General features: G+C 60.5%; 12 protein-coding genes, 2 tRNA genes and 1 pseudogene. 6 read left to right on the top strand and 9 right to left on the bottom strand.

The window, feature by feature from the left end; all coding sequences use genetic code 11:
* Positions 1 to 798 (bottom strand): XdhC family protein, encoded by a 798-nt coding sequence (locus THEVEDRAFT_RS01895; protein WP_006583038.1) that lies wholly within the window; start codon positions 796 to 798, stop codon positions 1 to 3.
* 221 nt (positions 799 to 1,019) lie between these two features.
* On the opposite strand from THEVEDRAFT_RS01895, the gene THEVEDRAFT_RS01890 reads away from it, so the two are divergent.
* The 5 genes from THEVEDRAFT_RS01890 to THEVEDRAFT_RS01870 all read left to right on the top strand — a co-directional run bounded on the left by THEVEDRAFT_RS01890 (position 1,020) and on the right by THEVEDRAFT_RS01870 (position 7,490).
* Positions 1,020 to 1,691, top strand: coding sequence for a TetR/AcrR family transcriptional regulator (locus THEVEDRAFT_RS01890; RefSeq protein WP_006583037.1), 672 nt, complete (start codon positions 1,020 to 1,022; stop codon positions 1,689 to 1,691).
* The gene (locus THEVEDRAFT_RS01885) at positions 1,688 to 4,762 is read left to right on the top strand and encodes an efflux RND transporter permease subunit (protein ID WP_006583036.1); all 3,075 of its coding nucleotides are present in this window, start codon (positions 1,688 to 1,690) and stop codon (positions 4,760 to 4,762) included. Before THEVEDRAFT_RS01890 ends, THEVEDRAFT_RS01885 begins: the two co-directional genes overlap by 4 nt.
* Before the next feature lie 31 nt (positions 4,763 to 4,793).
* The gene (locus tag THEVEDRAFT_RS01880; protein ID WP_006583035.1) at positions 4,794 to 6,152 is read left to right on the top strand and encodes a TolC family protein; all 1,359 of its coding nucleotides are present in this window, start codon (positions 4,794 to 4,796) and stop codon (positions 6,150 to 6,152) included.
* Between the two features lie 18 nt (positions 6,153 to 6,170).
* On the top strand, positions 6,171 to 7,343 hold the full coding sequence (locus tag THEVEDRAFT_RS01875; RefSeq protein WP_156787082.1) for an efflux RND transporter periplasmic adaptor subunit: 1,173 nt from the start codon (positions 6,171 to 6,173) through the stop codon (positions 7,341 to 7,343).
* A 71-nt stretch (positions 7,344 to 7,414) separates the two neighbouring features.
* A tRNA-Glu gene (locus THEVEDRAFT_RS01870) sits at positions 7,415 to 7,490 on the top strand.
* 168 nt (positions 7,491 to 7,658) lie between these two features.
* Here the strand turns inward: THEVEDRAFT_RS01870 and THEVEDRAFT_RS01865 are convergent.
* From THEVEDRAFT_RS01865 to THEVEDRAFT_RS01850, 3 genes and pseudogenes are all read right to left on the bottom strand, one after another.
* Positions 7,659 to 9,002 (bottom strand): MATE family efflux transporter, encoded by a 1,344-nt coding sequence (locus THEVEDRAFT_RS01865; RefSeq protein ID WP_040825598.1) that lies wholly within the window; start codon positions 9,000 to 9,002, stop codon positions 7,659 to 7,661.
* Positions 9,003 to 9,977: 975 nt separating this feature from the next.
* Positions 9,978 to 10,997 carry a 23S rRNA (adenine(2503)-C(2))-methyltransferase RlmN gene (rlmN, locus tag THEVEDRAFT_RS01855; protein WP_006583032.1) on the bottom strand — a complete coding sequence of 340 codons (1,020 nt, stop codon included), beginning with the start codon at positions 10,995 to 10,997 and terminating at the stop codon, positions 9,978 to 9,980.
* A 63-nt stretch (positions 10,998 to 11,060) separates the two neighbouring features.
* Positions 11,061 to 12,354: pseudogene (locus THEVEDRAFT_RS01850) on the bottom strand (serine hydroxymethyltransferase).
* Positions 12,355 to 12,439: 85 nt separating this feature from the next.
* Between THEVEDRAFT_RS01850 and THEVEDRAFT_RS01845 the strand changes: the two are divergent.
* Positions 12,440 to 13,012 (top strand): hypothetical protein, encoded by a 573-nt coding sequence (locus THEVEDRAFT_RS01845; protein WP_006583030.1) that lies wholly within the window; start codon positions 12,440 to 12,442, stop codon positions 13,010 to 13,012.
* A 126-nt stretch (positions 13,013 to 13,138) separates the two neighbouring features.
* Here THEVEDRAFT_RS01845 and THEVEDRAFT_RS01840 read toward each other — a convergent pair whose 3' ends face one another.
* The 5 genes from THEVEDRAFT_RS01840 to THEVEDRAFT_RS01820 all read right to left on the bottom strand — a co-directional run bounded on the left by THEVEDRAFT_RS01840 (position 13,139) and on the right by THEVEDRAFT_RS01820 (position 17,621).
* On the bottom strand, positions 13,139 to 14,449 hold the full coding sequence (locus THEVEDRAFT_RS01840) for a sodium-dependent transporter (protein WP_006583029.1): 1,311 nt from the start codon (positions 14,447 to 14,449) through the stop codon (positions 13,139 to 13,141).
* 326 nt (positions 14,450 to 14,775) lie between these two features.
* A tRNA-Ala gene (locus tag THEVEDRAFT_RS01835) sits at positions 14,776 to 14,850 on the bottom strand.
* A 76-nt stretch (positions 14,851 to 14,926) separates the two neighbouring features.
* Positions 14,927 to 16,105, bottom strand: coding sequence for an ABC transporter substrate-binding protein (locus tag THEVEDRAFT_RS01830; protein WP_006583028.1), 1,179 nt, complete (start codon positions 16,103 to 16,105; stop codon positions 14,927 to 14,929).
* Positions 16,106 to 16,153: 48 nt separating this feature from the next.
* Complete coding sequence (locus tag THEVEDRAFT_RS01825) at positions 16,154 to 16,864, bottom strand: ABC transporter ATP-binding protein (RefSeq protein ID WP_006583027.1); 711 nt, start codon at positions 16,862 to 16,864, stop codon at positions 16,154 to 16,156.
* The gene (locus tag THEVEDRAFT_RS01820) at positions 16,854 to 17,621 is read right to left on the bottom strand and encodes an ABC transporter ATP-binding protein (protein WP_006583026.1); all 768 of its coding nucleotides are present in this window, start codon (positions 17,619 to 17,621) and stop codon (positions 16,854 to 16,856) included. Before THEVEDRAFT_RS01820 ends, THEVEDRAFT_RS01825 begins: the two co-directional genes overlap by 11 nt.
* Between the last annotated feature and the right edge of the window lie 4 nt (positions 17,622 to 17,625).

Below are 17,625 nucleotides of genomic sequence, written 5' to 3'. Positions count from 1 at the left end.
TCAATCCCACCAGGAGGCCCTGAGGGAATCCAGATTGGCCCTCCTCTTGAGCGCCACTATCTCCGCCATCACCGAAAGGGCTATCTCCTCCGGGGTCTCCGCCCCTATTGGGAGCCCCACGGGCTTGAATATGCGCTCAAAGTGAGCCTCGCTCACCCCGTTGAAAAGCAGGGACTCCTTCAACGCTATAAGCTTGCTCTTGGAGCCTATAAGCCCTATGTAGGCGGCCTCCTTATTCTCCAGGAGCCGAACCACCTCGGAGTCCAAGGCATGACCCCTGGTGCATACTACTATGTAGGTCCTGCGGTTGGACGTGAATTCACGCATGAAATCCTCCAGGGGCCCTGCGTGTACCTCCGCATAGGGAAACCGTTCCTGGTTGGCGAACTCCTCCCGGTCATCCCATACCACCACGGAGAACCCAAGGTAGCGGGCCAAGTCCCCTATGGCCTTGCCCACGTGCCCGGCCCCGAATACCACTAGCTGGTCGTCCCCGCCCAGGACCTCCAGGTACACCACTACCTTACCACCGCACACCATGCCGTCCGTGGCGTTTAGATCCTTGGTGAAGGTAGCACAGGACTCCCCCTTGGCTATCATCTCCAAGGCCCTCTGGATCACCTGGTGCTCCAGCAAACCTCCCCCCACGGTACCGGCTATGGAACCATCGAGGCGAACCCACATGGACGATCCCCTGCTCCTGGGAGAGGAACCCACCTCGTCCACCACGGTGCAGAGAACCCCTATACCGCCGCAGCTCACCTCATCGTTAACGATCTTAAGAAGCTTTAAATCCACTCACAACACCCCCATGTCTACATGACCACTGGATTACGCAAGGCTTACGATTACATTATAACTCATAGCACTTTTGTGACAGCTCATATTATCCACCATGCATACGTATTTTCCACGATTGACCGGATATGTCGATGGGGTTAGACTCCACGGTTAGTGACCATCGGTCTAAAAAATGACCAGCGTAACAGCAACGCTGCGGACGGCAAGGGGGCATCAGGTTGAGACTTTCTGAAAAGAAGCGGGACCTCCTGGAGCTGGTTACCCGGGAGGCCCTGTACGAAGCGGCGGTAAGGATACTGCGGGAGGAGGGATGGAAGGGTTTAACCATGGAGAAGCTCGCCCAACGGGCGGGGGTGGCCAAGGGCACCATATACAAATACTTCGAGAGCAAGGGAGATGTGCTCTTCTTCGTGATGAAACGCAACGGGGGCATCACCGCCGAGAGGCTTTCGGAGATACGCGAAGAAGTGGTCAACCGCAGGGTTTCGGCGTCAAAGGGTCTTGAGGAGGCCCTGGAGGTGGCGGCCTCAGGGATGTACAGGAACAGGCACGTGATCGCGGCCATCGGCAGGGCCTTTGAGGAGGACAGCTCCCTCATGGCTAGGAAAAGCCACATGTGTCATCAAGGGGAGGATCATCCGTTGAGCGTGATAAGGCGCTGCATTCGGGACATCATAGCGGCGGGGATAGAGGATGGCAGTTTGCGGCCCGTGGATCCCGACGCTGCGGAGACCATAATCCACTGCACCATGATGGGGCTTGGAAGGCTCTTCGCCATCGAGGGGCCCGAGACGGGGGTACCGTCGGATCAGATATGTGGGCTGCTCAAGACCATGGTGCTTCAAGGGCTTAGCGCAAAGGATGAAAAGCCGGAAGGGGTGAGAGGATGAGGCTCTGGGAGTTCTCCGTAAGACGTCCTGTGACGGTCACCATGATATCCTTGGGGCTCATAATATTCGGTCTCATGGCATTGTCATCCATGGGGGTGCAGCTGATACCGGACGTGGACTTCCCGGTGGTGACCGTGTCCACCTCCATGACCGGCGCCAGCGCCAAGGTCATGGATAACGACGTGGCGGACGTCATAGAGGACAAGCTGTCCAGCATATCGGGGATAGAGAACATCTCATCCAGCAGCTACCAGGGACGCTCCATAACGGTGGTGGAGTTCGAGCTTGGCAGGGACGTGGACAAGGCGGCGGCGGACGTGAGGGACAAGGTTAACCTGGCCATGGGCTCCCTCCCCAGCGAGGCGGACACCCCGGTGGTGCAGAAGTTCTCCATAGGGGACCGGGCAATAGTCACCATGGCGGTGACGGGGGCCAACCCGAGGGAGCTGTCCCGTTTCGCCGACAAGGTGGTAAAGCCCAGGATCCAGGCCCTAGAGGGCGTGGGCGAGGTGGGAACCCCGGGACTGAGGAGCCGTGAGATCCGGGTTTGGCTGGATCCCGCCAAGCTGGAGGCGAGAAACCTCATGGTGAAGGACGTGATAGACGCCTTCAAGGCCAAACACGTGGAACTGCCGGCGGGGAACATAAAGAACTCCCGGGAGGACCTGCAGATAAGGCTCATAGGGGAGTACTCCTCGGTAGAAGACCTAGCATCCATGCCCATCAAGGTCTCCCAGGGAGCGGTGGTGAGGCTGTCCGACGTGGCCAGGGTGGAGGACGGCATGGAAGAGAAGGAGAGCGCCGCCATATACAACGGCAAGGACACGGTATTCATCACCGTGAAGAAACAGCGGGGAGCCAACGAGGTGGCGGTGAGCCGCAGGGTAAAGGCCGCCATGGAGGAGCTCCAGCGGGAAGCCCCAAGGGGCGTGAAGCTCATCCTCATATCCGACTCCTCGGACTACATAATGAGGTCAATAAAAGGGGTCTTCTCCGACGTCTTCCAGGCGGTGCTGCTCTGTTCCCTGGTGATGTTCCTCTTCCTCAAGACCCTGCGGGCCACCGGGATAGCGGTGATATCCATACCGGTGTGTCTCATAAGCAGTTTTCTCATCATGAAGTGGCTAGGGCTCAGCATAAACAACCTCACCATGATGGGGATAACCCTGGCGGTGGGTATGGTGGTGGACGCCACCACGGTGGTTTTGGAGAACATCCACCGGCACATAGAGGGGGGCATGAAGGTCTTGGATGCCTCCATAAAGGGGACCCAGGAGGTGGCGTTCTCGGTCATCGGAGGAGCCACCACCACCGTGGCGGTCTTCGCCCCCATAGCCTTCATGGGTGGGATAGTGGGGCGGTTCTTCTATCACTTCGGGATAACCGTGGTGCTCACCATAACCATGTCGCTTTTGGTGTCCCTCACGTTAACCCCCCTGCTGTGCTCCGTCATCCTCAAGGGTGAGCCCAAGGGGGGAAGGATTGCCTCGGCGTTCAATCGGGGCTTCCAGCGAATGGAGGAGGCTTACCGGCGGGGGCTCTTCTGGGCGGTGGGGCACCGGAAGACCGTGATCCTGGCGGCGGCGGCCCTCTTCATCTTCGGGTTGGTGATCGCATCCCAGATAGGCAAGGGTTTCTTCCCCTCCGACGACCGGGGGTCCTTCAGCATGGACCTGACCATGCCGGAGGGGACCTCCCTGGAGAGGACCCAGGAGGTGATGACCCGTCTGGACTCCATAATAAGGAAGAACCCCTACGTGAAGTACACCTATGGCGACGTGGGTTCCGGCATGGGGGGTGAATCAAACAAGGGCAGCATATCGGTGGAGCTGGTTCCCATAAAGGACAGGCCCCCCATAGAGCAGGTTATGGAGCAGGTTAGGACCTCCCTGTCCTCATTCAAGGAGGGGACGCTGTCGTTCTCCCAGGAGGGCAGGAGCGGGGTCACCATGGTCCTTGTGGGCTCAACACCCGAAAGGCTGTATCAGATAGCCCAGGAGATGAAGGAAAAGCTGGAGGCCACCGGCAAGATCACGGACTTCAACACCGACATAAGGCTGAACAAACCCCAGCTGGAGGTTACGGTCAACCGCACCATGGCGGATCAGCTGGACTTGAGCGTGAAGGACCTGGCCCAGGAGATCCAGGCCTACTTCGGCGGGGTGAAGGCCGGGGTATTCAAGGACGAGGGCTTCCGGTACGACATAAGGCTAATGGCGGACCCGTCCCTTAGACGGTCCGTTGAGGACCTCGAGAGGGTGGCGGTGCGCTACAACGGCGGGACCGTCCGGATACCGGGGCTCGTGAAGGTCCAGAAGGTGCTTTCCCCGAACGTCATAAACCGCTACTCCCGCAGGACCTCTCTGGAGATAAGCGTGAACCCCGCACCAGGGGTCTCCACCGGAGAGGTGATGACCCTCATGGAGCAGGCTTTCAAGAGCTCCGCCAGGGGCTCCGAGGGGGTTCAGATACTGCCCACCGGGCGCTCCAAGACCCAGCGGGAGGACTTCAAAAGGCTCTTCGTGGCCCTTGGCATAGCCATAGCCCTGGTCTACGTGGTGATGGCGATACAGTTTGAGTCGTTCCTGCACCCCTTCACGGTCATGTTCTCCCTGCCGCTCCTCACTCCCGGGGCCTTCGGGATGCTGGCGCTGATGGGCAACGAGCTGGACATGATGAGCTTCATGGGGATAATCCTCCTGGTGGGCATCGTGGTTAACAACGGGATAATCCTGGTGGACTTCATAAACCAGGAGAGGGAGAAGGGGTTCCCCAAGGTGGCGGCGGTGCTGACCTCCGGGCCGCTGAGGCTGAGGCCGATCCTCATGACCGCCCTCAGCACCCTTGTGGGGTCCATACCCACCGCGCTCAAGCTATCGGAGGGGGCGGGGTTCAGGCAGTCCATGGCGGTGGCGGTGGTTGGGGGGCGTCTTCACGTCCACGCTCCTCACCCTGTTCGTGGTGCCCGTGGTCTACCTGGTGCTGGACGACATGAAGGACAAGCTCAGGGTCCTAAGGCGCGCCCTGTCCATGAGAGCCGGGAGGACGAATCAGGCCAACCCGGGGGTTAACTGAAGACCTAAGGAGGAGGAATGCAAGACCATGGGGTTAATGGGGTCCATCGAGGAACAAACCACCGCTCTTAAGGGACTGAGGGCCCTTGCGTTGAGTTTAGCCCTGTCCCTCACGCTGGCGGTCCAGGCCTTCGGAACCCAGGCGGTGACGCTGTCCGATGCGGTAAGATCTGGGATAAAGCACAACCAGTCGGTCCTCTCCGCGGAGCAGGACCTAAGGAACGCCGAGGCCCTGCTGGGTCAGGCAAGGAGTGCGGCCATGCCGTCCCTCAACGTCCAGGGATCCTTCACTAGGTCAAGCGAGGAGGGGGCGGAGAGGAACGACTACGGGGACCTGTCCTTGAACCAGACGGTATACGCCGGAGGGGCCATCACCGGGGCGTTAAGGCAGGCGGAGGCGAACCTGAGGAAGGCCAGGCACGGGCTTAGGCATTCCAAGGAGAAGGCCGCCAGGGAGGCCTACGAGGCATTCCTGAACGCCCTGCTGGCCCAGGAGAACCTGAAGACCGCGGAGGAGAACCGGCTTTACTACGAGAAGGCATGGGAGACCGCGGAGAAGCGCCTGCAGGTGGGTTTGAGCACCAGGCTTGAGGCTTCAAGGATGAAGCAGAACCTCCGGGAGGCCCAGGGGGCGGTGGAGACCGCCCGGGGAAGCTTGAGGTCCGCCCTCATAACCCTTGCCAGGGTGATGGGAGTGGACCCCAAGGAGGTCACCTCCGTGTCCGGCACGCTGGATATCCCCGCCGGGTGGGCGGTGCAGGGTCTCGAGGAGCTAGAGGCCGCGGCCTTAAAAGGCAGGAGCGATCTGGCGGCCCTTAGGGAGGACATTGAGCTCCAGAGGGAAGCGGTTAAGATAGCCGGCGCCTCCATGCGTCCCTCCGCCTCCCTGTCCGGGGGATACCGCTTCTACCAGGACAAGACCGGCTCCTCCACCAAGGAAGGGGAATGGACCGCCACGCTGAACCTGACGGTGCCCCTGGTGGACTTCGGCAGGACCGACGCCAAGGTGCTCCAGGAACAATCGAAGCTCCATAAGCTCCTGGTGAGCCTCAAGGACATGGAGGACTCGGTGAGGGAGGAGCTGGAGAAGGACCTGATAGCCCTTGACACCGCGGTCCGCAACCGGGAGATATACGCCGAGAACCTTGAGATAGCCAGGGAGAACCTGAGGCTTGCGGAAGTGGGGTACAGGGAGGGGGTCAACACCCAGCTGGACGTGATATCCGCCCGGAGGGAACTGAACAACGGGGAGCTGAGGTACAAGGAGACCCTAAAGGCCCTGCAGGGGGCGTTGAAGGACATATGGTTCCACTGTGGAGCGCTTATCGAGAGGGTCGTTCCCGATGAGTCCTTCGAAGGGAGCCGGGATGGCAATGGAAGCCGCTGAGGCCGTGGAGGTGTACAGATGATGATCGGTAAGAACGGGAGGTTCACGATAAAAGGAGGCAAGGGCATCGCTGCGGCGGTGGCGGTGATCCTGGTGGCTGCGTTCCTCATGGTAAGGGCTTCCGGAAGGGATTCGGCAAAGCCCAAGACCCATACCCCCAAGGGAGAGCCGACACCGGTGGTGAGGACCGTGCAACCCAAGGAGGACGTATACCTGGACACCCTGGAGGCGGTGTCCACCCTAGAGGCTTTAGAGGACGCCATCATATCTCCGAAGGTTACGGGCCGAATAGTCAGGATGTCCGCCAAGCCGGGGCAGAGGGTTCGTAAGGGGCAGGTGCTAGCCCTCTTGGACTACAGCTCCCAGGAGGCCCAGGTGAACGCCTCGTACTCCCAGCTCAAGGCGAGCCAATCGGCGGTGCTCCAGGCAAAGGCCTCCCTGGACGACGCATCCCGAGAGTTGGAGAGGTACGAGAAGCTGTTCAAGGAGGGTTACGCCACGAGACAGGAGCTGGATAAACGCAAGACCGCCTTAGATCAGGCCCGAGCCTCTTACCGGCAGGCGCTGGCCAACGCCGGGGCATCCGCTTCAGCCCTGAGCGCCCAGAGGATAAACCGGCAGGACTACATCATAACCGCCCCCATGGACGGGGTGGTGCTGGACGACTACGGCATGGCCCCCGGCACCCTTGCATCCCCATCTACCCCGGTGTTCCGGGTGGCGAACCTCAAGGCCCTTAAAGGCACCGTTAAGCTCCCCGAGACGGAGATCAGATACCTAAAAGAGGGGATGGAGGCAAGGGTGGTCTCCGAGGCCCTGGGGGACGAAAAGGTCTTCAAGGGAAGGCTCTCCACCATATATCCCTACGTGGACACCTCCACCAGGACCGTTAAGGTCCAGGTGATCATCCAGGACCCGAAGGACCTAAGACCCGGGATGCTGGCCCGGGTGACCTTCATAAAGGGCTCCCAGAAGGGGCTCGTCATCCCCTCCGACGCGGTGAGGGACGGAACGGTGATGGTGCTGGAAAAGGAGACCGTAAAGCCCGTGAAGGTTAAGCTTGGGAAGGACCGGGAAGGGCTGGTGATGGTAACCCACGGGCTCTCCTTGGATCAGCGGGTGATAGCCCCATACCCGGAGGACCTGTCGGAGGGGGACAAGGCCATCGACCAAGGGGATAAAAGAAACTAAAAATTCAGATCCAACATGACCGCTTGTCAAACCCATGATGGGCTGTTATAATGCTTTTCGTTGAGCGAAGCGGTCCCATCGTCCAGAGGCCTAGGACGCCGGGTTCTCAGCCCGGAAACAGGGGTTCGAATCCCCTTGGGACTGCCAAGTTATCAAAAGCGGGGTCTCTTTGAGACCCCGCTTTTTTTCGTCCTCCCCCGTCGGATTATGCATCGATCTCCAACTACCCCCCCAGCGGGCTAAGGGCTGAAAGACGCTGCAAACGCAGTGTCCCCCAGGGATAACGGGACGCCCGCGGGGGCGTCAGAAATTGGCTCAACGGTCCCTCATGGCGTTGAGATGAGGCACCAGCATGCCCGCGGTTATGGCGGCGGACATGAGGTCCGACAGCGGAAAGGCAAGCCACACCCCCTTAAGCCCCAAAACCGGGGGCAGGAGCAGAAGGAGGGGTATGAACAGGAAGACCTGCCTTGACAGGGAGAGCATGAAGGCCACGAGTCCCTTCCCCACGGCCTGGAAGACCCCGGTTCCCGCCACCTGAAGCCCCACCAGGGCGAATCCCATGCCCATGGTCCTCAAGGTCCTTGCCCCAAGGGACACCAGGGAGACGTCGGAAGTGAAGAGGGAGAATATCTCCTCGGGGAACAGGAGCATGACCAGGAACGCACCGGTGGATATGACGGAGGCCCCAGCGAGGGAGAGGTAAACCGCCCTGAGGGCCCTGTCTAGCTTCCCCGCCCCGTAGTTATAGCCCAAGATGGGCTGCAGTCCCTGCCCCACCCCCACTATGGGCATGAACGCCAGGGACACCACCCGGTTGACCACCCCGTAGGCCGCCACCGCCTGGTACGAGCCGTACCGCTGAAGGCTTCCCACCACCAACGCGGCCACCACACCGGAGGCGCTGAGACGGGTGAACTCCGACAGGCCCACCGAAAGTATCTGTCCCAGCACGCGGAGGTCGGGCCTCATGTCCCCCATACCAGGGGACAATACCCCTCCCCTAACGAAGTAGTGCCAGAGAAGCCAGATCACCATGACCCCCTGGGATATGACGGTAGCCCATGCGGCGCCTCTAACGCCCATGCCCAGGGGAAAAACGAAGATGTAGTCCAGCACCACGTTGGTCCCGGCGGACACGAACATGGTAACCATGGCGAGCTTTGCCCTGCCCTGGGCCCTGAGCACGCTGTTCATCCCCACCCCGAGTATTATGAGCGGGAAACCCAGCAGTATCACCCCGAGATAACCCCGGGCATGGGGCATGACCTCCGGGGACGCCCCAAGGAGCTCAAGAAGCGGGGATATCCCCAAGGCGCAAAGGGACGCCAGGAGCCCCCCCAGCACCACCCCCATGATCATCAGGTTACCCATGGCCCGCCGGGCGGTCCCCACGTCCCCAGCACCAAGGCTCCTTGAGACCAGCGACGCGGTCCCCACACCACCCATGGTGGCAAACGCCATGGCAGCGAACTGGACCGGGAACACCACCGCCGTGCCCGCCAAGCCCAAAGGTCCAACCCCCCAACCTATGAAAAGGGCGTCCACCATGTTGTAGGTGGCCTGAACGAACATACCCACCATGGCGGGCAACGACAGCCGGATAAGAAGACTGCCCACCGGTTCGGTGCCCAAAAACTCACTGTCCCTGTGCGCCATGTTCAACGAACACCTCCAGATAAAACCCTCTACAAAAGCGGCACAGCGCCGCCGGAAAGGGACCATATGAAGACATAAAAAAGGGCCAGCACCAACGCCCCTCATCCCATATATTACCACCGGTCTTAAAAATGACCATCGGTCAATATTAATCCACGGGTCCAAACGGCAAGGGCCCTCCAACGGATGAGCTCCGGATGACCCCAGGAGTGCGCGGGGAGGGGATCATATCGGCGGACCTCCGTTTAACCCGGGCACCAGGTAATTAAAGCGGCCCATTCAGCGGAGCGTACAAGCTTACAAATGGACAGCGGCGGGGCCGCCGGACCTGCGGCGGCCCCGAAGATGGATCTAAAGGGTTTAAACCTCGGCTGATCCCAGGGATCCGACACCCCATGGCGGCATGGGTGCGAGGATGGGGAAAGCGCTATGGGCCAGGGGTGAGACCTAGCCCTTCAAATGCCTCAGGGAGAGGTGCCTCAGCGGCGGCCTTCCTTCTTCCCCCTAGCCCCCTTACCCCTCGCCTCACTGGAGGGGCCTTCACGGCGGTCCTGGCGGCCCTTGAACCCTCCGGGTGTGAACGTCCCTTCCCCAGGGGCCGAGGGCCTCTTGCTCTTAGGCCCTCCCGGGCGGCCCGGGCGCCCATTGGTCCCATCGTCCCCTCTGCCTTTGCCGCTCCGCCCTGGACCTTGGGCGCCGTCGCCCCTAAGAGCCCTGTCGGCCCCTCTGGAACGGCCCTTCGAAGAGGGTCCACGGCGCTCCCCACGGTCATCCGCAGGGGTATCTACGATCTTCCTGGAGGGACCTCCTCCGCCCCTTGCGAAGCCCTCCTCCCTGGTCCTTAGCTCCTTGGACCTCGAAGGATCGTGCTTACCGGAACCACCCGAGCGGTTCGGACGCTTAGGACCCGCAGGCCCCGCGGGCTCTCCCCTTAGGGGTTCTGATCTCCGGCCCTCCGACTCTGCCGCCTGGGCCTCATGCGTTCGCCTGAGCTGGCCACATGCCCCGCCCACATCTGCCCCCTTGCTCATCCGGACCGCCACCTGGTACCCCATGGAGGACAGGATCTCCGCAAAGGCGTTCACCCTGAAGTGGGGGGGACGTGACGTACCGGGCGTCCCCGGTGCAGCTACCGGGGATGAGGTTGATGAACACGGAAAGTCCCTTAAGGTACTCCCCAAGCTGCCTTGCCATGGGCACCGAGTCGTTGACCTTGTCGAATAGGGAGTACTCTATGGTTATCCTATCTCCAGTGGCCTCCTGATAGGTCTCCAGGGCCTCCCGGAGCTCCTTCAGTGGGTACTGGGCGTTTATGGGCACCAGGAGGTCCCTAAGATCATCGTTTGGGGCGTGAAGTGATACCGCGAGCCTCACGCCAAGCCCCTCCCGCGCAAGCCGCAGTATGCCCGGCACCACCCCGCTGGTGGAGATCGTTATGTGCCTTATGCCGAGCCCCCTCATCTTTGGGTGGTTGAGGTTCCTCACCGCCCCGATAACGTTATCGTAGTTGAGCATGGGCTCCCCCATGCCCATGAACACCAGGTTCTTGATGTCCCCGAGCCGGGCCTCCATGGCCAGGAACTGCCCCACCATCTCCCCCACTGTCATGTTCCGCTCGAACCCGGACTGGCCGGTGGCGCAGAAGGGGCACCCCAAGGGACACCCAACCTGGGTGGAGAGGCAGGCGGTGAGCCTGCCCGGGTGGGCTATGGCCACCGACTCCACCGAGGAGCCCCCGAAGTCCCACAGGAACTTCTTGGTGCCGTCCCTTCGGGAGGACACCACCTTCTCAAGCCTTGGCACCTCAACCCGGAACAGCTCGTCCAGCCTGCTGCGCATCTCAAGCCCTATGTCGCTCATGAGCTGCCACTCGAAGACCCGCTTCTTGTATAGCCACCCGCATATCTGATCCGCCCTGAAGCGTTTCTCCCCAAGGGCCTCCATCTCCGCCACCCAGTCCTGGTAACCCAGGGACAGGGCATCTTTCTTAGGCATGAACAGTCCTCCGATTCTTCCTTATTTGTTTATCTTCCAATAGTCCCCTAGAGGTTCCTATGGCTACTCCTTCGGGCTTGACTCCACCCAAGGCTCGTCCATCGAGGCGTAGAGGGGGAATCGACCGCTGAGCTCCTCCACCCGCCGGGCGAGGCCCTCTAGGGCTGCCTGGTCGGACCGGTTGGCGATCGCCAGGTCTATTATCTCCCCTATGGCCCGCATCTCCTCCTCCCCAAGTCCCCGGGTGGTGAGGGCAGCGGTGCCGAGCCTTATGCCGCTGGTTACCATGGGCTTCTCCGGGTCAAAGGGTATCATGTTCTTGTTGCAGGCGATCCCCACCCGGTCGAGCAGCACCTCCGCCTCCTTGCCGGTAATCCCCTTGGACCTCAGGTCAACCAGGACCATGTGGTTGTCCGTTCCCCCGCTCACCAGCCGGAAACCCCGCTCCATCAGGGCCTCCGCGAGGACCTTGGCGTTTTTCACCACCGCCGCGGCATACTCCTTGAAGTCATCCCTCATGGCCAGGTGGAAGCAGGCCGCCTTGCCGGCTATCACGTGCACCAGGGGCCCTCCCTGTACCCCCGGGAAGACCGTTCGGTCCAGGTCCTTGGCGTACTGGGACTTGCAGAGCACCATGGCCCCCCTTGGCCCCCTCAGGGTCTTGTGAGTGGTGGTGGTTACAAAGTCCGAATGGGGAACCGGGTTCGGATGCACCCCCCCGGCCACCAGCCCCGCTATGTGGGCCATGTCCACCATGAGAACCGCCCCCACCCGGTCCGCAATCTCCCGGAAGGCCTTGAAGTCTATGAACCTGGGGTAGGCGCTGGCACCGGCTACTATAACCTTCGGCCGGTGCTCCAGGGCCAGCTTCATCACCTCGTCGTAATCTATGGTCTCCGTGTCCCGCCGGACCCCGTAGCCCACCACGTTGTATATGAGCCCCGTGAAGTTAAGCGGATGCCCGTGGGACAGGTCGCCCCCCCTGATCAAGCTTCATGGCCAACATGGTGTCCTGGGGTTTCATCACCGTGAAGTAGACCGCCATGTTAGCGGTGGTGCCCGAGTGGGGCTGAACGTTGGCATGCTCCGCCCCGAAGAGCTCGCAGGCCCGCCTTATGGCCAGATCCTCTATCTCCTCCACGAACTCGCATCCCCCGTAGTACTTCTTGTGAGGGTACCCCTCCGCGTACTTGTTGGTGAGGACAGAGCCCTGGGCCTCCAGTATGGCCCGTGGAACGAAGTTCTCAGAGGCTATCATCTCAAGCCCATGCCTCTGACGAGCCTGTTCCCTCCTCATAAGGCCGTAAAGGGCTTCGTCAACCCGGGATATGGAGCTCTCGAAGTCAGACCCGCGCATCTCTACACCACCCCCATGAACTGTTATGGAATCTAGGATTATAATATAATAAACATAAATTCCCATGAAAAAGGAGGAGCAATAAATGAAGATGAAGTTGAACCCTTTGCGGGCACTGGTCCCGATCCTGGGGCTGGTGGTGGGTCTTTTCCTGCCCCATCTGGCCCTTGGGGTGGCCCTCCCTCCCATGGATTACGAGGGGTACATGATATACAAGGGGCCTAGCGGTGCCATGAGCTATCGGGCCTATATAAGCTCCTCGGGGGTGAGGATCGAGGGCACCGGGACCGTGCAGATCGCCCGGCCAGACCTTGGGGTCTTATGGACCCTAAAGACCGCGGAAAGGACCTACGAGGAGAGGCCCTTGGAGAACGCCATGCCCTACTTCTCCCCTGAGGGGGTGCCGGGCACAATCGATGAGACATATTCGGGTCAGGAGCTGGTGGGAGGGATGAGGTGCTCTAAGAGCTTCATAACCCGGACGGTTGGAGGCGTCAAGGAGGATCTCATCCGTTGGACCGACCAGAAGACCGGTGTCACAGTAAAGGTTGGGGACCGTTATGGAAGATGGTCCATGGAGATAAAGAACCCAAAGCTCAGAATGCTCCCCAAGGGGCTCTTTGAGATACCCAAGGGATACGTTAAAAAGGGATCCTAAGAGGCAAAAGGGGCAAAAGAGGCGAGGGAGGGGAATAGTAAAGGGCAGGGGGGTTTGCCCCTCCTGCCCTCGTTATTTTCCAGTTTTCCTACCCCAAGGGGCTTGTTTTGTCCCGCTCCTCGGGATCTAGAAGCCCCCCATAACTATGCCCAAGACCAACACCGCCACGGAGGTGAGCACGAATACGTACTTGGCGTGAAAGTTCCACCAGGCCCCGAGCTTCTTGCGGGCCCCCCTGTTAACCTCCTCCCTGGCGCGATCGGCGCCGTAGAACCAGAAGAACACCACCGCGGAGAGCACCGCCCCAAAGGGCACCACGTAGGTGGTGACCGCGTCGGCGAAGCTTCCGAAGAGGTTGAGGTTCACCGCCATGGGCACCCCAAGAAGAAAACCCAGGGCCGCCACAAGGATGGAGCTGCTCTTCCTGGAAAGGCCGAACCTGTCCATGACCGCCTCCACCGGAACCTCCATGAGGTTTATGGCGGAGGATATGGCAGCGAAGAGCACGCACAGGAAGAACAGGATGCCGAAGACGTAGCCCCCCGGCATGGAGCCGAAGATGTGAGGCACGGTTATGAACAGCAGGGACGGCCCGGCATTTACGTCAAGGCCGAAGGCAAAGGCCGCTGGAATGGTCACCAGGGCGGACAGGATGGAGGCCACGGTGGTCCAGAGGGCGGTGTTCATCGCCGAGGAGGGTATGTCCTCCCCGTCCTTGAGGTAACTGCCGTAAACCAACATGGCGGCCCCGCCGAGGCACACGGTGAAGAAGGCCATGCCAAGGGCCATCACCCAGGTCTTGGGATCCATCAGGTGGTGCCACTTGGGGAGCAGCAGGAACTCAACGCCCTTCATAGCCCCGGGAAGCGTGAGGGATCTCACCATCAAAGCCAGCAGTATCAGGAAGAGGGCGGGCATCATGACCTTGTTGGAGCTCTCTATGCCCCCTTGAACTCCCCGGGCTATTATGAGCATGGTAAGGGCCATGGCGGCCAAGTGCCAAAGCACACTCTCCCAACTGCCCGCGAAGGCCTGGAAGTAGGCAGCGGGGTCCATGTTTGAGAAGGCCCCGATCACCGACAGGACCAGGTACTTGAGCACCCACCCGCAAACTATGAGGTAGAAGATGAACACCCCGCTTACCCCAAGGACGGGGATCAGCCCAATGGCTCCACCGAAGCGGAACCCCCGCTCCGAAAGGACCCTCCCGAAAGCCCTTATGGCCCCCGCCTTCTGGCTCCTGCCGAAGGCGAACTCCCCCATGAGACCGGTGACCGCAAGACCAAAGGTGAAGGCCAGATAGGGGATGAGGAACGCGGCTCCTCCGAACGCCCCAAGCCTCCAGGGGAAAAGCCATATGCTCCCAAGCCCCATGGCAGCGCCCACACAGGCCAACACGAACCCCAACTTGCTCGAAAAGGTCTCCCTTCCCTCCACTGCACATCCTCCTTCCAAAATCAACACAAAAAGCCCAAACGACCCCGCTAAAGATACTATATTGATACAAAAAATCTTCAAGTATGAAAGTTTTATTCGAACTTTGTTTTTAGATATGAACGATTATTCCGCAGCGTAATCGGACGGTTACGGCGGGGCAACACAGGGGGAGCGGTGACTTGAAGCTTCCGAAGAGTATAAGGAGCACCAGCCAATGCAAGGGATTGGGGCAAAAGGGGAGGACGGGCGACGCGAGAGGGGATGGGGCGGGGACTAAAAAACCGCTCCCCTGCGGATACCCGCGAGGGAGCGGAGTAGCAACCGACTGGTGGAGCTGGGGGGAGTTGAACCCCCGACCTCTTCCATGCCAAGGAAGCGCGCTCCCGCTGCGCCACAGCCCCAGTCACAACGTGAGAGATTATATTAGCCCCTGGGAAAGCTGTCAATACTCAAGGGGCAAGAGAGTTCCTTAAGACCTTAATCATCCCCCGCCGCCAGCTTAGGGGTTATTATGGCCGGGTTGTCCACCATGGCGAGGTAACGGAACTTACCGTCCTTCACCACCTGGACCTGCACCGGTTTTATGACCTCCCCGTCCCTGTCGAAGCCCCTTATGATGCCCGTAAGGCCGTTGTAGTTGGCGGTCTCGGCGATGGCATTCCTCACCGACTTACGGTCAGTGGAGCCCGCCTTCTTGATGGCGTCCACCAGCACCATGAAGGCGTCGTAACCGGAGGCGCCAACCATGTCGGGCTCGGTCTTGTACCGCTTCCGGTACTCCTTGAGGAACTTCTGCACCACCGGTCTTGGGTCATCCCGGTTGAGGTTGGTCACTATCACGAAACCCTCCGCGGCCTTGCCGGCTATCTCGATTGTCTTAGGCGAGTCCGCCCCCTCCTCCCCCAGGAACTTGGCGGTTATCCCCATCTCCCGGGCCTGCTTGAGCATGGGACCAGTCTGGAAGTAGTACCCGCTGGCGAACACCACGTCCGCGTTGGCCTCCTTCACCTTGGCAAGGTAAGCCTTGAAGTCCTTCTCGCTCATGGGATAGGTGAGGGAAAGCACCAGCTGGGCGTCGCTGGGGTTACGCTTCATGTACTTCTTGAACCCCTCTGCCAGGGTCCTTCCGAAATCGTTGTCGCTGGTTATTATGGCGATCCTCTTGCCCTTCAGGATCTTCACCGCCGTGTAAGCCGCCGCCTGCCCCTCCACGGCCCCAAGGAACCCGTTGCGGAACGTGTAGTCCCCCTTGGTGATGTCCGGGTGTATGGCGTAGGCGGCTATGAAGGGTATCTCCTCATCGTCGAAGATGGGAGCCACCGCCCGGGAGGGCATGCTGTAGGACCCTCCCACAACCCCCACCACCCGATCCTGCTTGATCAACTTCTGGGCCAGGGGAACCGCCTGCTTGGGATCCGCCGCGTCATCGTAGTAGACCAGCTGAACTTTGCGCCCTAAAACCCCACCGGCGGCATTAACCTCTCCCACTGCCAACTTCACGGAGTTGATCATGCTCTCCCCGTCCGCGGCGGCAAAACCGGTTATGGGGGCAAGAAGCCCTATCTTTATCGGCTCCGCCCCAAACGCCGCAAGGGATAAGGCCAACCACAGCCCCACAGCCGCCACAACAGCCAATAAGCCCCTTCTCGTCTTCATAACAGCAACACCTCCTTCAACGTTATCGGGCCTGCGACACAAGGCCCGTCAAACCCCAAGGTAAGCCTCCCGAACCCGCTGATCCGCCATGAGCTCCGAGGCCGCTCCGCTTATCTCTATCCTCCCTGTCTGGAGGATGTAGCCCCGGTGGGATATCCCAAGGGACGCCAAGGCGTTCTGCTCCACCAGCAGTATGGTCATCCCCTCGGAGGCATTGAGCTCCTTTAAGACCTCAAAAACCCTATCCACCAGCTTCGGCATGAGCCCCATGGAAACCTCGTCCACCAGGAGGAGCTTCGGATCCGACACTAGGGCCCTTCCTATGGCCAGCTGCTGCTGCTCCCCCCCGGAAAGGGTCACCGCAAGCTGCGTCATCCTGTCCTTCAAGACCGGGAACAGCTCGTATATCCAATCGATGCGCTCCGCCAAAGCCCGGTCCTTCTTCATCCCATAGGCCCCCATCCGCAGGTTCTCCTCCACCGTGAGCTGAGGGAAAACCCTGGCCCTCTCGGGCACCAGCCTCATACCAAGCCGCGCCCTCTCGTGGGGGGGCATGAAGGTGATGTCCCTGCCCATGAAGGATATGTGTCCCTCCTTGGGCATGGTGAGCCCCATCAGGGCCCTTAAGACCGTGGTCTTCCCCGCCCCGTTGGCCCCGATTATGGAGACCAGCTCCCCCTGATCCACCGAGAAGGACACCTGGTGCACCGCCTCAAAGTCACCGTAAGAAACCCTTAGGTCCTTAACGTCAAGAAGCAAGGGACGACACCCCCTTACCCAGATAGGCCTCCACCACCGCCGGATCGGACGCCACTTCCCTTGGGAGCCCCTCCGCCAGCTTCTTGCCGTGATCCAACACCACAACCCGGTCGCTCAGCCCCATGGCCACCTTCATGTTGTGCTCTATGAGCAGCACGGAAACCCCGGACTCCCGGATGGATCTCACCAGCTGTTCTATCCGTTCTATCTCCTCGTGCCTCAGGCCAGAGAAACACTCGTCAAGCAGCAGGAGCTTCGGTTTCAGCGCCAGGGCCCTGCCTATCTCAAGCCGGCGGAGGTTTCCTATGGGCAGAAGAGACGCCCTGGTATCCGCCAGGGGAAGGAGCCCCACCTTATCCAGGATACCCCTGGCCTCCTCCAGGACCTCCCGCCCCATGGAGAACCCCATGGCCTTAATGGGGCTTCCCCTGTAGCGCCAACCACCGAGGGCCACGCATACGTTCTCCAAAACCGAAAGGGCACCGAAGGGCCGCACTATCTGGAACGTCCGTCCCACCCCGAGCTCCGCCATCTTGTGGGGGGGAAGCCCGTCGGTCCTCTTGCCGTCGAAGTATATGGCCCCCCCGGTGGGCTTCAGCACCCCGGATATCATGTTAAAACAAGTGGTCTTCCCCGCCCCGTTGGGACCTAGGAGCCCCATTATCTCCCCTCTTGCCATGGAGAAGCTCACGGAGTCCACCGCCTTGAGCCCCCCGAAGTTTATCGACAGGTCCTTGACCTCCAGAATGGCATCCATCACC

The organism is Thermanaerovibrio velox DSM 12556 (assembly GCF_000237825.1).
Taxonomy (GTDB): domain Bacteria; phylum Synergistota; class Synergistia; order Synergistales; family Synergistaceae; genus Thermanaerovibrio; species Thermanaerovibrio velox.
This window is presented reverse-complemented; position numbering and strand designations above follow the sequence as displayed.

Excerpts from the sequence above, each read along its gene's own strand:
- THEVEDRAFT_RS01885 (WP_006583036.1), top strand. The coding sequence starts at position 1,688 with ATGAGGCTCTGGGAGTTCTCCGTAAGACGTCCTGTGACGGTCACCATG.
- THEVEDRAFT_RS01880 (WP_006583035.1), top strand. The coding sequence starts at position 4,794 with ATGGGGTTAATGGGGTCCATCGAGGAACAAACCACCGCTCTTAAGGGA.
- THEVEDRAFT_RS01875 (WP_156787082.1), top strand. The coding sequence starts at position 6,171 with ATGATGATCGGTAAGAACGGGAGGTTCACGATAAAAGGAGGCAAGGGC.
- THEVEDRAFT_RS01865 (WP_040825598.1), bottom strand. The coding sequence starts at position 9,002 with ATGGCGCACAGGGACAGTGAGTTTTTGGGCACCGAACCGGTGGGCAGT.
- rlmN (WP_006583032.1), bottom strand. The coding sequence starts at position 10,997 with ATGCCTAAGAAAGATGCCCTGTCCCTGGGTTACCAGGACTGGGTGGCG.
- THEVEDRAFT_RS01845 (WP_006583030.1), top strand. The coding sequence starts at position 12,440 with ATGAAGATGAAGTTGAACCCTTTGCGGGCACTGGTCCCGATCCTGGGG.
- THEVEDRAFT_RS01830 (WP_006583028.1), bottom strand. The coding sequence starts at position 16,105 with ATGAAGACGAGAAGGGGCTTATTGGCTGTTGTGGCGGCTGTGGGGCTG.
- THEVEDRAFT_RS01820 (WP_006583026.1), bottom strand. The coding sequence starts at position 17,621 with ATGGATGCCATTCTGGAGGTCAAGGACCTGTCGATAAACTTCGGGGGG.